This window comes from Erwinia sp. LJJL01 (assembly GCF_047300805.2).
GTDB classification, from domain to species: Bacteria; Pseudomonadota; Gammaproteobacteria; order Enterobacterales; family Enterobacteriaceae; genus Erwinia; species Erwinia aphidicola.
This window is the reverse complement of the sequence record NZ_CP178576.1, coordinates 1,441,291-1,455,710: the sequence shown is the minus strand read 5'-3', so window position 1 is coordinate 1,455,710 and position 14,420 is coordinate 1,441,291. Positions and strand designations below refer to the sequence as shown.

Annotated in this window: 14 protein-coding genes; 4 read left to right on the top strand and 10 right to left on the bottom strand. The window is 57.0% G+C overall.

From position 1 onward, the window contains the following. Window positions 1-14 precede the first annotated feature (14 nt). The 10 genes from dusB to acuI all read right to left on the bottom strand — a co-directional run bounded on the left by dusB (window position 15) and on the right by acuI (window position 9,302). Complete coding sequence (dusB, locus tag ACLI4M_RS07565) at window positions 15-980, bottom strand: tRNA dihydrouridine synthase DusB (RefSeq protein WP_048914408.1); 966 nt, start codon at window positions 978-980, stop codon at window positions 15-17. 307 nt (window positions 981-1,287) lie between these two features. Further along, window positions 1,288-2,169, bottom strand: a complete 882-nt coding sequence (gene prmA, locus ACLI4M_RS07560) for a 50S ribosomal protein L11 methyltransferase (protein ID WP_133622580.1) — start codon at window positions 2,167-2,169, stop codon at window positions 1,288-1,290. An 11-nt stretch (window positions 2,170-2,180) separates the two neighbouring features. Beyond that, entirely contained in the window at window positions 2,181-3,635 is a 1,455-nt protein-coding gene (gene panF, locus ACLI4M_RS07555; RefSeq protein ID WP_133622581.1) for a sodium/pantothenate symporter, read from the bottom strand. Further along, entirely contained in the window at window positions 3,625-3,870 is a 246-nt protein-coding gene (locus ACLI4M_RS07550; RefSeq protein WP_048914411.1) for a YhdT family protein, read from the bottom strand. Before ACLI4M_RS07550 ends, panF begins: the two co-directional genes overlap by 11 nt. Before the next feature lie 160 nt (window positions 3,871-4,030). Further along, window positions 4,031-5,380 carry an acetyl-CoA carboxylase biotin carboxylase subunit gene (gene accC, locus ACLI4M_RS07545; RefSeq protein WP_048914412.1) on the bottom strand — a complete coding sequence of 450 codons (1,350 nt, stop codon included), beginning with the start codon at window positions 5,378-5,380 and terminating at the stop codon, window positions 4,031-4,033. A gap of 11 nt (window positions 5,381-5,391) precedes the next feature. Further along, window positions 5,392-5,868, bottom strand: coding sequence for an acetyl-CoA carboxylase biotin carboxyl carrier protein (gene accB / locus ACLI4M_RS07540; RefSeq protein ID WP_048914413.1), 477 nt, complete (start codon window positions 5,866-5,868; stop codon window positions 5,392-5,394). 21 nt (window positions 5,869-5,889) lie between these two features. After that, window positions 5,890-6,342 carry a type II 3-dehydroquinate dehydratase gene (aroQ, locus tag ACLI4M_RS07535; protein WP_048914414.1) on the bottom strand — a complete coding sequence of 151 codons (453 nt, stop codon included), beginning with the start codon at window positions 6,340-6,342 and terminating at the stop codon, window positions 5,890-5,892. A gap of 240 nt (window positions 6,343-6,582) precedes the next feature. Next, window positions 6,583-7,182 (bottom strand): protein-methionine-sulfoxide reductase heme-binding subunit MsrQ, encoded by a 600-nt coding sequence (gene msrQ / locus ACLI4M_RS07530; protein ID WP_133624997.1) that lies wholly within the window; start codon window positions 7,180-7,182, stop codon window positions 6,583-6,585. A 3-nt stretch (window positions 7,183-7,185) separates the two neighbouring features. After that, complete coding sequence (gene msrP, locus ACLI4M_RS07525) at window positions 7,186-8,190, bottom strand: protein-methionine-sulfoxide reductase catalytic subunit MsrP (RefSeq protein WP_048914415.1); 1,005 nt, start codon at window positions 8,188-8,190, stop codon at window positions 7,186-7,188. 134 nt (window positions 8,191-8,324) lie between these two features. Continuing rightward, a complete protein-coding gene (gene acuI / locus ACLI4M_RS07520) occupies window positions 8,325-9,302 on the bottom strand; it encodes an acrylyl-CoA reductase (NADPH) (RefSeq protein WP_133622582.1) in 978 nt (325 codons plus the stop codon). 223 nt (window positions 9,303-9,525) lie between these two features. On the opposite strand from acuI, the gene csrD reads away from it, so the two are divergent. The 4 genes from csrD to mreD all read left to right on the top strand — a co-directional run bounded on the left by csrD (window position 9,526) and on the right by mreD (window position 14,413). Further along, complete coding sequence (gene csrD, locus ACLI4M_RS07515; RefSeq protein WP_133622583.1) at window positions 9,526-11,475, top strand: RNase E specificity factor CsrD; 1,950 nt, start codon at window positions 9,526-9,528, stop codon at window positions 11,473-11,475. A gap of 314 nt (window positions 11,476-11,789) precedes the next feature. Continuing rightward, a complete protein-coding gene (gene mreB / locus ACLI4M_RS07510) occupies window positions 11,790-12,833 on the top strand; it encodes a rod shape-determining protein MreB (RefSeq protein WP_003855260.1) in 1,044 nt (347 codons plus the stop codon). Between the two features lie 69 nt (window positions 12,834-12,902). Continuing rightward, window positions 12,903-13,928, top strand: coding sequence for a rod shape-determining protein MreC (gene mreC / locus ACLI4M_RS07505; protein ID WP_048914418.1), 1,026 nt, complete (start codon window positions 12,903-12,905; stop codon window positions 13,926-13,928). Beyond that, a complete protein-coding gene (mreD, locus tag ACLI4M_RS07500) occupies window positions 13,925-14,413 on the top strand; it encodes a rod shape-determining protein MreD (RefSeq protein ID WP_048914419.1) in 489 nt (162 codons plus the stop codon). Before mreC ends, mreD begins: the two co-directional genes overlap by 4 nt. The last annotated feature ends 7 nt before the right edge of the window (window positions 14,414-14,420 follow it).

Here is a 14,420-nt window from a genome sequence, read left to right as displayed (position 1 = left end):
CTCTTTATTTCTAATTACGCAAGATTTTCGAAGTATGCCTCCAACGCCTCCAGCTGTTCGCTGGCATCCTCTATGGCGTTGAATGTGCGCCGAAACTGGTCGTTTGGGGCGTGCTCCTGCAGATACCAGGAGACGTGCTTCCGGGCAATACGGTATCCCTTGCGATGACCATAAAAGTCGTGCAGTTCCCGTAAGTGCCCGATGAGCAAGCGCTTTACTTCAGCTAGTGGCATCGGTGCCAGCAGCTCCCCAGTGTCCAGATAGTGCTGGATTTCCCGGAAGATCCACGGTCTTCCCTGAGCCGCCCGTCCTATCATCAGGGCATCAGCCCCCGTATAGTCAAGTACGGCTCTGGCTTTATGCGGGTCAGTAATGTCTCCATTCGCGATAACCGGAATGGATACGTTCTGCTTAACTGTCCGAATGCTGTCGTACTCAGCTTCGCCGTTGAACAAACACGCGCGTGTGCGTCCGTGAATGGTCAGGGCCTGAATCCCACAGCGTTCAGCCAATTGGGCAATCTCTACGCAGTTGCGGTTGTCGCTATCCCAGCCAGTGCGAATCTTTAAGGTCACCGGTACGTCGACTGCATTAACCACCGCTGAGAGGATAGACTGCACCAGCTCAGGATGCTGCAGCAGTGCCGAACCTGCCATCTTACGATTCACTTTTTTGGCCGGACACCCCATGTTGATGTCGATGACCTGCGCACCCGATGCTGCATTGATACGCGCGGCTGCCGCCATCTCTTCCGGGTCACAACCGGCAATTTGCACGGTACGAATACCAGGTTCGTCACTGTGAACCATACGCAACCGTGACTTATCGCTGCTCCAGACTTCAGGATTAGACGACATCATCTCGGAAACAGTCATCCCAGCGCCCATTGCATAGCAAAGGGTCCTGAATGGCCTGTCTGTTATCCCGGCCATCGGGGCTGCAATCAAACGATTACGAAGCTGGTGATTTCCTATGCGCATGAAAAAAAAGTGACCATAGTGTGTCCGCAAGGCGGCGTATATTACGCATTTTTTCAGGAAGATGAAAGGCCAAACTTTGAACAATTCGCTGTTGCCAGGGGCTGGTAAGCCTTACCTGGCGGGCTTATTTTTTTAAATCATTTATAAAACAAGGGATTAAAAAAAATTGACGAAATTGTGTACAAAGATTTTTCTTTTTTTGTGACCTGGATAACAACATAATTCACGTCAGTTTGCCTGTTATTCGGGACATCTGACGGATGTAAAGCGCTGGCGCAGCTCATCCGATCTGCGCCAGGTGGTTGTTTTATCGGCGGATCCCGGTAATGCGACACCACTCTTCTTTCTCGGCCACCGGGTCGAGAACAAAGGTATCGGCATAGGCTTCACACACGCTCTCGGCCTGGCTGGCCAGTACGCCGGAAAGACCCAGATGCCCGCCGCCGATCGGCAGTACGCTAATCAGCGGTGCCAGTTCGCGCAGCGGGCCGGCAAGGATATTCGCCACCACCACATCGGCACTGAGGTACTCCGGCTGCTGGTGTGGCAGATAGAGCGACAGACGCTCTGATACGCCGTTACGCTCGGCGTTATCACGGCTGGCCTGAATCGCCTGTGGATCGATATCAATGCCGATAGCGGCGGCGGCCCCCAGCTTCAGCGCGGCAATCGCCAGAATGCCGGAGCCACAGCCGAAGTCGATCACCGTTTTGCCTGCCAGGTCGAGGCCGTCAAGCCAGGCAAGGCACAGCGCGGTAGTGGGATGGGTGCCGGTGCCAAACGCCAGGCCCGGGTCAAGCATCACGTTCACCGCCTGCGGGTCCGGCACATCGCGCCAGCTCGGGCAGATCCACAGGCGCTCGCCGAAACGCATCGGGTGGAAGTTATCCATCCACTCACGCTCCCAGTCTTTGTCCTCGATCTGCTCAATTTTATGCGGAAAACCTGCGCCTAACAGCGGGCACTGCTCCAGCCCGGCGATGACATCTTCCATCTCCGTTTCGGCATCAAACAGGCCAATCACATCGGTATCGCCCCACAGGCGCGTTTCGCCCGGCAGCGGCTCAAACACCGGATTATCATGCGTATCCTGGAAGGTGACCGAAACGGCCCCGTTCTCGATCAGCGCGTCGCTCAGCTCTTCAGCCTGGGCGCCGGTGCTGTTAATTTTCATTTGTATCCAGGGCATAGCGATTCTCTTTATTCAGACAATAGGGCGGCAGTGTCCGCTTCGGCGTCAACACGGCCAAAGCGGTTGCCAATGACAAACGCCAGCAGGCTAAGCAGCAGCGCTGGCACGATAGGGTGGAAGCCCCACGGTTGCAGATTCAGGCTGGCGAGCAGGGTATAGCAACCGGCACCGGCGATCATACTGCTCAGTGCGCCAGCAGCGTTAGCGCGCTCCCAATAAAGGCCCAGTACCAGCGGCCAGAGGAACACCGCTTCCAGACCGCCAAAGGCCAGCAGATTAAGCCAGATGATCATATCCGGCGGGTTCCAGGCCGCCAGCAGCAGCAGCATGCCCAGCACCAGGGTTATCGCGGAAGAGAGACGTTTCAGCAGCGGTTCGTTATCCAGGTGCTGCGGGCGCACGCGCAAAAACAGATCTTTGACGATCGTCGCCGATGATTGTAGCAGCTGGGCATTAATGGTGGACATGATCGCCGCCATCGGTGCCGCCAGGAAAATGCCGGCAGCCAGCGGCGGCAACACCTGGATCATCAGCGTCGGGATCACCTGATCGGGGATCGCCAGGTCAGGCAGTACCGCGCGTCCCAGCGCGCCCGCCAGGTGCATACCCAGCATCAGCACGGCGACCACCACGGTGCCGAGCAGGATCGCCAGATGCATCGCCTTACTGTCTTTATAGGAGATGCAGCGCACCGCCGTATGCGGCAGGCCAATCACCCCAAAGCAGACCAGCACCGAAAACGAGGCAAGGAAGGTGGGCGTCAAAATGCCCCCGACGCCGGATGAAGAGACCAGCTGCGGATCAATTTTCTGCAGCGTGCTGACGGCGCTGTGCATTCCGCCTGCGGCATGGATCACGGCAAACAGTAACAGGAAGGTGCCAATCAGCATCACCACGCCCTGCATCGCATCATTCAGCACGCTGGCGCGGAAGCCGCCAAGGGCGGTATACAGCGCAATGGTGCTGCCAAAAATCAGCAGACCTTTGTCGTAGGGGATCCCGGCGGCGGTTTCCAGCAGGCGCGCTCCGCCGATGAACTGCACGGTCATCGCGCCGATAAAGGCGACCAGCAGGCTCAGGCTTGCCAGCCACACCAGCAGCGGGCTGCGATAGCGCGCGTACAGCATATCGTTGAGGGTGACTGCATTGTAGCGGCGCGCCAGAATGGCAAACTTCTTGCCCAGCACGCCAAGCGACAGCCAGACGGCAGGCACCTGCACCATCGACAGCAGCACCCAGCCGAGCCCATATTTATAGGCTGCTCCCGGACCGCCGATAAATGAACTGGCGCTGATATAGGTGGTTGTCAGCGTCATGGCCAGCACAAAGCCGCCCATCGAGCGGCTGCCGAGGAAATACTCGCTCAGGAAGCTGCCGGCGCGGCGCTGGCGCATGGCAAAGACAGATAAACCGGCGACCAGCAGCAGATAGCCAATCAGCGGCAGAATAATTTCAAACTTCATGTTTATCGTCCTCCAGAGGAATGTCGCGGAAGACGACGCGCACCATCAGCCAGCAGAGAAAGATAAACAGGCCGGGTATTAGCAGGCAGGCCATTTCGAACCAGTGCGGCAGGCCGGTTACCCCCTGCGCGTCGCCCGGCAGCCAGGCTGACAGCGCCCAGCAGGCGAGATAAGCCACCGCCAGCCAGAAAGACCAGCGAGCTTCACGGTGGGCCTGTACAAAACGTTTTTCCATGCGTTTCTTTCCCAAATAAGAAGGGGCCGAATAATCGGCCCCTCTGCATATCGATCGCTGACATTGTTGCGGGCCGGGCATGCCCGGCCCGCAACAATAGCGCAGTGGCGCGATAACCGCCCCCCACGGGCAGGGGCAGGCATGCCAGACCCGCGCTTGATTACTTCTCCTGCAGGCCGAGTTTCTTCTCCAGATAGTGGATATTGGTCCCACCGTGCTGGAAGTTCTCGTCTGACATGATTTTCATCTGCAGTTCGATATTGGTTTTGATCCCATCGATGATCAGCTCAGCCAGCGCATTTTTCATGCGTGAAATCGCCACATCGCGGTTCTCACCGAAAGTGATCAGTTTGCCGATCATGGAATCATAGTACGGCGGCACGGTATAGCCGGCGTAGATATGAGATTCCCAGCGCACGCCAAAGCCACCCGGTGCATGGAAGCGGGTGATCTTGCCAGGGCTTGGCAGGAAGGTGTTAGGATCTTCAGCGTTAATACGGCATTCCACCGCATGACCACGGATGATCACCTCTTCCTGTTTGATCGACAGCGGCTGACCGGCAGCAATGCGCAGCTGCTCTTTGATCAGGTCAACGCCGGTGATCATCTCGGTAACCGGGTGCTCAACCTGAATACGGGTGTTCATCTCAATGAAGTAGAACTCGCCGTTTTCGTACAGGAACTCGAAGGTACCTGCACCGCGATAGCCGATCTCTACGCAGGCTTTCGAGCAGCGCTCGCCGATGTAGCGACGCATCTCTTCGGTGATGCCTGGTGCTGGCGCCTCTTCCACGACTTTCTGGTGACGGCGCTGCATGGAGCAGTCACGTTCTGCCAGATAGATCGCGTTGCCCTGACCATCTGCCAATACCTGAATTTCGACGTGGCGAGGGTTTTCCAGGTACTTCTCCATGTACACCATGTCGTTGTTGAAAGCCGCTTTGGCTTCCGCTTTCGTCATGTTGATGGATTGTTCCAGATCTTTGTCGCTGCGCACGACGCGCATACCACGACCGCCGCCGCCGCCGGAGGCTTTGATGATTACCGGGTAGCCGATACGTTTGGCGAAGGCACGGTTTTTTTCCATATCTTCGGTCAGCGGACCGTCAGATCCAGGTACGGTCGGTACACCGGATTTTTTCATCGCGGTGATCGCCGACACTTTGTCGCCCATCAGGCGGATCGTGTCAGCTTTCGGGCCGATGAAGATAAAGCCAGAGCGCTCAACCTGCTCAGCAAAGTCGGCATTCTCAGACAGGAAGCCGTAGCCAGGGTGGATAGCCACGGCGCCGGTGATTTCCGCCGCGGAGATCAGCGCCGGGATGTTCAGATAGCTTTTAACCGATGGAGCCGGGCCGATACAGACGGTTTCATCCGCCAGCAGCACGTGCTTCAGGTCGCGATCGGCCGTGGAGTGGACAGCAACGGTCTTGATGCCCAGCTCTTTACAGGCACGCAGAATACGCAGCGCGATTTCACCGCGGTTAGCAATTACAATTTTATCCAGCATGGTTCGCCTCGTTATTCGATGACTACCAGCGGCTCGTCAAACTCAACAGGCTGACCGCTTTCGACCAGAATCGCTTTCACAACGCCGGATTTATCGGCTTCGATCTGGTTCATCATTTTCATCGCTTCAACGATGCACAGGGTGTCACCGGCGTTAACTTTCTGACCGATTTCCACAAACGCTTTCGCGTCAGGGCTTGGGGTGCGGTAGAAAGTACCGACCATTGGGGAACGCACGATATGGCCACTGATCTCGGCAGCAGCTGGCGCTTCCATTGCTGGAGCGGTCGCTGGAGCAACGGCGGTAGCCAGAGCTGGCTGCTGCTGCTGCATCATCGGCGCAGCATACGCCTGCTGCATCATCGGGTAACCGACGTTAGCTGGTGAGCGGCTGATGCGAACTGACTCTTCGCCTTCAGAGATTTCCAGTTCAGCGATGCCTGATTCTTCAACCAGTTCGATCAGTTTTTTAATCTTACGAATATCCATGAGTGTGGTTCCGTACTCTGTTTAATTAGATGGTGACAGGCGTTTAACTGCCGTCTGTAAAGCCCAGGAATAACCGTCGACGCCAAGTCCACAGATCACGCCGGCAGAAATATCAGAAAGATACGAATGATGGCGAAAGGGCTCACGAGCATGCACATTGGACAGATGAACTTCGATAAACGGAATACTCACCGCCAGCAGCGCATCACGCAGTGCTACGCTGGTATGAGTGAATGCCGCCGGGTTAATGACGATATAATCGACATTGCCTTTCGCTTCATGAATGCGATCAATTAACGCATGTTCCGCATTGGACTGGAGATGGCTCAGAGTCACGTTGAGTTTGCCTGCCTGTGCGGTCAGATCGCTGACAATATCGGCCAGCGTGGTGTGACCATACTTCTCAGGCTCACGGCTCCCCAGCAAATTCAGGTTGGGGCCGTTTAAGAGCAGTACATGAAACTTATCGGTCATCTTGCTGCTATCTCCTGCGATAACTGAGGCATCGCACAAAATACATCGCCAAAGCCGATTTGTCACCTTTTCAGATGAAATTTGGCCCTGGTCACCCTTCGAAGTCGGGCATTATAACGATATCAACGCAATTAGCAGCTAAATACTGGTCGTATCAGCGAAGATGATCAACCGCGCCGCTGAAAAAAGGCGCAGTTGAGTGTAGCAACTGTGGGGTGGGACACAATATTCGCGGTTCGCTTATCGGAACCAATTGCGAATCTTCTTATAGCGCCAGGCCAGCAGGATCGCCGCAATTAGCGCATAAATCCACGGCTGCGGCGAGTAAACCTTAACTGACCACAGGTAGTGAATGGGCGCAAGGATCGCGACCAGATAGACGCCATTGTGCAGCAGCTGCCAGCGTTTACCCAACTTGCGCTGCGCTTTCTGGAAAGAGGTGAGTGCCAGCGCCAGCAAAATAAGCCAGCTGATAATGCCGAGCGTCAGATAAGGGCGCGAAACCAGCTCCGAGCCGAGCAGGCCAAGATTGCTGATACCCAGCTCCAGCAGGGAGTAGCTCACCAGGTGCAGGGTCGCCCAGGCAAAACACCACAGCCCGAGCAGACGGCGCACGCGGATCAGCAGCGGTTGCTTACCATAGCGCGCCAGCGGAGCGATCAGCAGCGACCCCAACAGAAATTTCAACGCCATCCTGCCGGTAAAATGCTGGATATCTTTCGCTGGATCGGCGCTAAACCAACCCTGATCGATGGATAACAGCAGCCACAGCAGGGGCAGAAATCCGGCGAGATGCAGCACAACCTTCAGTCCGGTGATCTGTTTAACCGACAGGCGCACCATTTAGAAGTTTTCCCGCAGATTCAGCCCGCGATACAGCGAAGCGACCTGGTCAGCATAGCCGTTATACAGCAGCGTTGGCTGGCGTTTCACATCGAGAATACCGCCGGACCCGATAAAGCGTTCGCTGGCCTGCGACCAGCGCGGATGGTCGACGTGTGGGTTCACGTTGGCAAAGAAGCCATATTCGTTCGGGGCGGTCTGGTTCCAGGTGGTCGGCGGCATATCCTTCACCAAAGTGATTTTGACGATCGACTTGATCCCTTTGAAACCGTATTTCCACGGCACCGTCAGGCGAATAGGGGCGCCGTTCTGCGGCGGCAGGGCTTTGCCGTATACGCCGGTGGTGAGCAGGGTGAGTGGATGCATCGCTTCATCAAGGCGCAGCCCCTCAACATAGGGATAATCCATGCCGCCGCCGATAAAGCGGTCCTTCTGGCCGGGCATCTCATCCGGCGCATAAATGGTCTGGAAGGCCACATAGCGCGCATTGCTGGTGGGCTCAGCGGCCTTCAGCAGTTTGCCCAGCTCAAAGCCAATCCACGGCACTACCATCGACCAGGCTTCAACGCAGCGCATGCGATAGATGCGCTGTTCCTGCGGGAAGCGTTTAAAGATGTCATCCATATCCAGCGTCAGCGGTTTACCGACCTCGCCGCCGATCTCAATTTTCCAGTCGGTGGTCTTCAGCGTCCCGGCATTGGCTGCCGGATCGGCCTTATCCAGCCCAAATTCATAATAGTTGTTGTAGCCGGTAACTTTATCTTCCGGCGTCAGGGCAAGGTCGGCCTGATACTGCTGTGGCTTACTGAAATCAAGTGGCTTACCGGCGGGTGCAGGTGGGCGATCGTGGCCTTTAAACCACGACAGCACATCCGCGCGTGCGGCGTTCGGCAGCGACAGGGCCGCCGCGCTCAGGCCCAGGGTTTTCAGCAGCGTGCGGCGACGGCTGTTGAACACGCTTTCTGGCGTGACGTCATTTTCAGTCAGTTTATTCACGGGTTTCATCGGCGACCCTTGCTCTTTGTAGGGGAATAACGTTGAGCATGGCTCAGGGCCGGAGTTTGCGCGAGTAATCGGCAAAAAATGTGAAATTTCCTGGAAGAGATCCCCCGCCGGGCGGCAGGGGAAGGGGCGGTCAGTTAGCGGATGCGCACCAGCGTGCGGCCGGTGCTCTGATTATTCAGCAGCTTTTCTGCAGCAGTGGCGGCGTCGGCAAGGGAAACCTCCGTCGTGGCCTGCTGATAAAACGCGGCGGGCAGCACTTTCAGCAGGCGTTTCCACGCTTCGATGCGGCGCGGCGCGGGCGTCATGACTGAGTCGATACCCTGCAAGCGCACGTTGCGCAGAATAAACGGCATCACGCTAGTGGGCAGCGCAAAGCCGCCCGCCAGGCCGCAGGCCGCGACCACGCCGTTGTAGTGCGTCTGCGCCAGCACGTTGGCCAGCACGCGATCGCCTACGGTGTCGACGGCCCCGGCCCAGCGCTGTTTCTCCAGCGGGCGCGACTGCGCGCTGAAGTCGCTGCGCGGCAGGATTTCATCGGCGCCGAGCTGACGCAGATAGTCGTGCGTTGATTCACGTCCGCTGACCGCCGCCACCCGATAACCCAGCGCGTGCAGCAGCGCCACGGCGGTACTGCCCACGCCGCCGCTGGCTCCGGTAACCAGTACCTCGCCACTGTCAGGGGTGACGCCTCCCTCTTCCAGCGCCATCACGCACAGCATCGCGGTGAATCCTGCGGTGCCGATAATCATCGCTTTGCGCCCGTCCATGCCCTGCGGCATTGGCACCAGCCAGTCCGCCTTAACCCGCGCCTGCTCGGCCAGCCCGCCCCAGTGATTCTCACCCACCCCCCAACCGGTCAGCAGTACCGGCTGCCCGCTGTGAAAACGCGGGTCGCTGCTGGTATGCACCCGTCCGGCGAAGTCAATGCCGGGCACCATTGGGAACTGGCGGATAATCTTGCCCTTACCGGTTATGGCCAGCGCGTCTTTATAGTTAATGCCTGACCAGTCAATGTCCACCGTCACATCGCCCGGCGGCAGCGTATCCGCGTCGATCTGCTTAACCGTCGCGACGGTGTGGCCTTCAGACTGTTCGAGAACCAGTGCCTGCATAAGAATCTCCTGAAAATGATGTCTGTAACGAAAATAGCAGCCTGCTGAGACTATACTCGCGAAAATGCGTTTTTATCTGACGCCGGGCAAGCAATCGGCGCGATGATTGTGTTATTTTTGCCCGCCGCTGCCGCCAGGTAGCCGAAATTCTCCGGTCGTTAACAATCAGGCTGCGGTTCAGTGTTAATGACGACTCGATCACCGCTGTTACATGGGCACAAGGATGCGATTAACCACCAAACTCTCTGCGATAGTCACGCTGCTTTGTTCACTGGCGACATTACTGATGCTGGTGGGCTGCGTGCTGAGCTTTTTTTATCTCAGTAACCAGCGGGCAGAACATCGGCTCCAGCGGATGGCCGATGATGTGGATAGCGCACTCCTCACTCAGTCGCCACAGCAGGTTGAGCCCTGGCTGCGTCAGCTAATGAATCCGCTGCAAATTGAGCGAATTGAGCTGCTGCGCCATCAAACGCCCCTTCTGCAGCTTGCCCGCCATCAGCAGTCGCTGCTGGACGACGAACCCAACCGCTACCGCCAGATCCTGCTACCGCTGCCGCGCCATGCGGATATGACGCTGCGCGTGCAGTGGGTCGATCTCAGCCGCACTTGGTTTACCTCATTTATTGGCGCCTCAACGCTGTCGGCGATTGTCGCGGTGGTGGTGATCATGACCCTGCTGCTGTTACAGGCTCACCGCTGGATGTACCGTCAGCTGCGGGGAATGGAGCGGCTGGAGGCGCGTGCCGAAGCGATCATCAGGGGCGAGCGTTCAACAGTGCGATCCGGTTCGGTCCATGAGTGGCCGCCCAAGGCCAGTAGCGCTATCGATCTGCTGCTGAGCGATCTGAAAGAGGCGGGCGAGCAGCATAATCGCATCGATACGTTAATCCGCGCGTTTGCCGCCCAGGATGCCCGCACCGGGCTGAACAATCGTCTGTTTTTCGATAATCAGCTGACCACGCTACTGGAAGACCCCGAAGCGGTCGGGACGCACGGCATGGTGATGATGATCCGCCTGCCGGATTTCGACAGCCTGAGCGAACGCTGGGGCCATGCGGCGGTGCAGGATTATCTGTTTGCCCTCGTCAACATCCTTTCTACCTTTGTACTGCGCTATCCCGGCGCACTGCTGGCGCGCTACTTCCGCAGCGATTTTGCCGTTCTGCTGCCGCATCGCAGCGTTAAAGATGCGGACGGCATCGCCTCGCAGCTGATTAACGCTGTGGATACACTGCCGCCGACGCGTATGGTCGATCGCGACGATATGATCCATATCGGCATCAGCGGCTGGCGCAGTGGGCAGAGCACGCAGCAGGTGATGGAAAATGCAGAGCTGGCGACGCGGCAGGCGACCTTGCTGGGCGGCAATAACTGGTCAGTCGGTGAAGGCGGGCAGCAGGATCTGGCGCGCGGTAGCGTGAAATGGCGCACTTTACTGGAAAATACCGTCAACCGTGGCGGACCGCGGCTCTACCAGAAACCGGCGGTCAATGCGCGCGGTGAAGTGGATCACCGGGAGATGATGCCGCGCATCTTCGACGGCGAGAAAGAGCTGCTCTCTGCGGAGTATCTGCCGATGGTGCAGCAGCTGGGGCTGGCGGAACGCTACGACAGGCTGATGGTGATGCGTATCGTGACGCTGATCGAACTCTGGCCGGAGGAAACGCTTGCTATCCCGTTGACCCTCGACTCATTATTACAGCGCTCATTCCTGCACTGGCTGCGCGATATGCTGCTGCAATGCACTAAATCGCAAAGAAAACGTATTTTATTTGAACTTGCAGAAGCGGATGTGTGTCAACACATCAGCCGCTTAGAACCGGTGTTCCGCTTACTCTACGGTTTTGGCTGTAGCGTAGCGGTGAATCAGGCAGGGTTAACGGTGGTCAGTACCGCCTATATCAAGCAGTTTCAGGTGCGGTTGATCAAGCTGCATCCGGGCCTGGTACGCAATATCGATCGGCGTACCGAAAATCAGCTGTTTGTACAAAGCCTGCTGGAGAGCTGTAAGCAGACTTCAACTGAGGTTTTTGCCGCGGGAGTGCGTTTTAAGGAAGAGTGGCAAACCCTGGTTGAGCTGGGCGTTACTGGTGGTCAGGGGGACTTTTTCGCTACCTCACAACCGGTTAACAGTAGCGTGAAAAAATATTCGCAAAGATATCGAGTTTAGTCTCACGTCTGGCGGGTTTTCACGTAGAATACCCGCGCGGTCGTGGTGCGATGCGGCTTTGTCGCAGGCCCAGGCGAAACTGAAAATGTTAATTTTTATGTATGTTATGTCCGCTGAATCGTCGGAAAACCAGAGCAGATTGCCGGAATGACGGCCTCTGTCTCACAACAGATGCTTAAGGTTGTGACGCTGGCGCGAGATAGCATGATTTTTCACCGGAGCAGAACGTTTTTGCGCCTTGTCGCTGCTTCGTGTGGTTGGTAAAGTAAGCGGATTTTATTTTCCGCCCCCAGCTTGCAGGATTATCCTTTAGTATGTTTAAAAAATTCCGTGGCATGTTTTCCAACGACTTGTCCATCGACCTGGGTACCGCCAATACCCTGATTTACGTGAAAGGGCAGGGCATTGTTCTTAATGAGCCTTCCGTCGTTGCTATCCGTCAGGATCGTGCCGGTTCCCCTAAAAGCGTGGCGGCAGTCGGTCATGACGCCAAACAGATGCTGGGTCGTACCCCCGGCAATATCGCAGCTATTCGCCCAATGAAAGATGGCGTTATCGCCGACTTCTTTGTCACCGAAAAAATGCTGCAGCACTTTATCAAACAGGTTCACAGCAACAGCTTCATGCGCCCAAGCCCGCGCGTGCTGGTGTGTGTACCGGTAGGTGCGACTCAGGTCGAACGCCGTGCCATTCGCGAATCCGCGCAGGGCGCTGGGGCACGTGAAGTGTTCCTGATTGAAGAACCGATGGCTGCGGCAATCGGTGCTGGCCTGCCCGTTTCTGAAGCGACCGGCTCAATGGTGGTGGATATCGGTGGTGGTACCACTGAAGTCGCCGTGATCTCGCTGAACGGTGTGGTTTACTCCTCTTCCGTGCGTATCGGCGGTGACCGCTTCGACGAAGCGATTATTAATTATGTGCGCCGTAACTACGGCTCTCTGATTGGTGAAGCCACCGCAGAGCGTATTAAGCATGAGATCGGTTCAGCCTACCCGGGCGACGAAGTGCGCGAAATTGAAGTACGCGGTCGTAACCTGGCAGAAGGGGTTCCGCGTGGATTCACTCTGAACTCCAACGAGATCCTCGAAGCGTTGCAGGAGCCGTTAACCGGTATCGTGAGCGCGGTGATGGTTGCGCTGGAACAGTGTCCGCCAGAACTGGCATCGGACATCTCCGAACGTGGCATGGTACTGACCGGTGGTGGTGCGCTGCTGCGTAACCTGGACCGCCTGCTTATGGAAGAGACCGGGATCCCGGTGGTCGTTGCAGAAGATCCACTGACCTGCGTTGCGCGCGGCGGTGGTAAAGCGTTGGAAATGATCGACATGCACGGCGGCGATTTGTTCAGCGAAGAATAATCTGCCTGAAGGAGTGCCGGGGCGCTGCCCGCACTCCTTTTTCATGTTGTCGAGGAAAACGCCGAGTTTATGAAGCCGATGTTCAGCAGGGGGCCTTCCCTGCAGTTACGCTTATTTTTAGCGGTTATAGTGGCAATAGGCGTAATTGTTGCCGACAGTCGTATGGGAGCTTTCTCCCAGATCCGCACCTATATGGACACTGCCGTCAGTCCATTCTACTTCCTGGCCAACGGGCCGCGTCAAATTCTGGACAATGTTTCTGAAACATTGGCCTCCCGCCAGCAGCTCGAGCTGGAAAATAAAGCCTTACAGCGTGAACTGATCCTGAAAAACAGCGAATTGCTGATGCTGGGGCAGTTTAAGCAGGAAAACGCCCGCTTACGCGAACTGCTGGGTTCACCACTGCGTCAGGATGAGCAGAAAATGGTGACGCAGGTGATCTCTACCGGTACCGATCCTTACACCGATCAGGTGGTGATCGACAAAGGCAGCGTCAACGGCGTGTATGAAGGTCAGCCGGTGATCAGCGATAAAGGCGTGGTCGGCCAGGTGGTGGCGGTGGGTAAAATCACCAGCCGCGTGCTGCTGATCTGCGATGCTTCACACGCGCTGCCCATTCAGGTGCTGCGCAATGACATCCGGGTGATTGCTGCCGGTAACGGCTGCACCGAAGATCTTCAGCTGGAGCATCTGCCGGGTAACACCGATATCCGCGTCGGTGATGTGCTGGTGACCTCCGGGCTGGGTGGACGCTTCCCTGAAGGCTATCCGGTTGGCGTAGTGTCATCAGTGAAAGTTGATACCCAGCGCGCTTATACCGTGATCCAGGCACGTCCAACCGCTGGCCTGCAGCGCCTGCGTTATCTGCTGCTGCTGTGGGGCGCCGATCGCAATGGCACGATGCCAATGGCGCCGGATGAAGTGCACCGCGTGGCCAACGAGCGCCTGATGCAGATGATGCCGCAGGTGTTACCGCAGGCGAGTGAAGTCGTCGGGCCACCGGCACCGCCAGCCCCTGCGGCGGCCACGCAAACTGCCGCGCCGGCAGCGGCGCCTGTGCGCACCCAGTCCGCCGTGCGTGGGGTGCAGCCTTGAGTCGCTATCGCAGTCAGGGGCGCTGGGTCATCTGGCTCTCCTTCCTGGTCGCGCTGGTGCTGCAAATTATGCCGTGGCCGGAACAGTTCTATATGTTCCGGCCCTCCTGGCTGCTGCTGATCCTCATTTACTGGACGCTGGCGCTGCCGCACCGCGTGAATGTCGGTACCGGCTTCGTGATGGGATCTATAATGGATCTCATCTCCGGTTCGACCCTCGGCGTGCGTGCACTGGCGCTGAGCATCGTCGCATACCTGGTGGCATTCAAATTCCAGCTGTTCCGCAATCTGGCGCTGTGGCAGCAGGCACTGATGGTGATGGTGCTGTCGCTGGCGATGGATGTTGTTGTTTTCTGGGCAGAGTTTTTAGTGATTAATGTCTCTTTTCGCCCGGAAATATTCTGGAGCAGCGTCGTCGACGGTGTACTCTGGCCGTGGTTGTTCTTACTGATGAGAAAGATTCGCCGCCAGTTCGCCGTACAATAAAGGACAA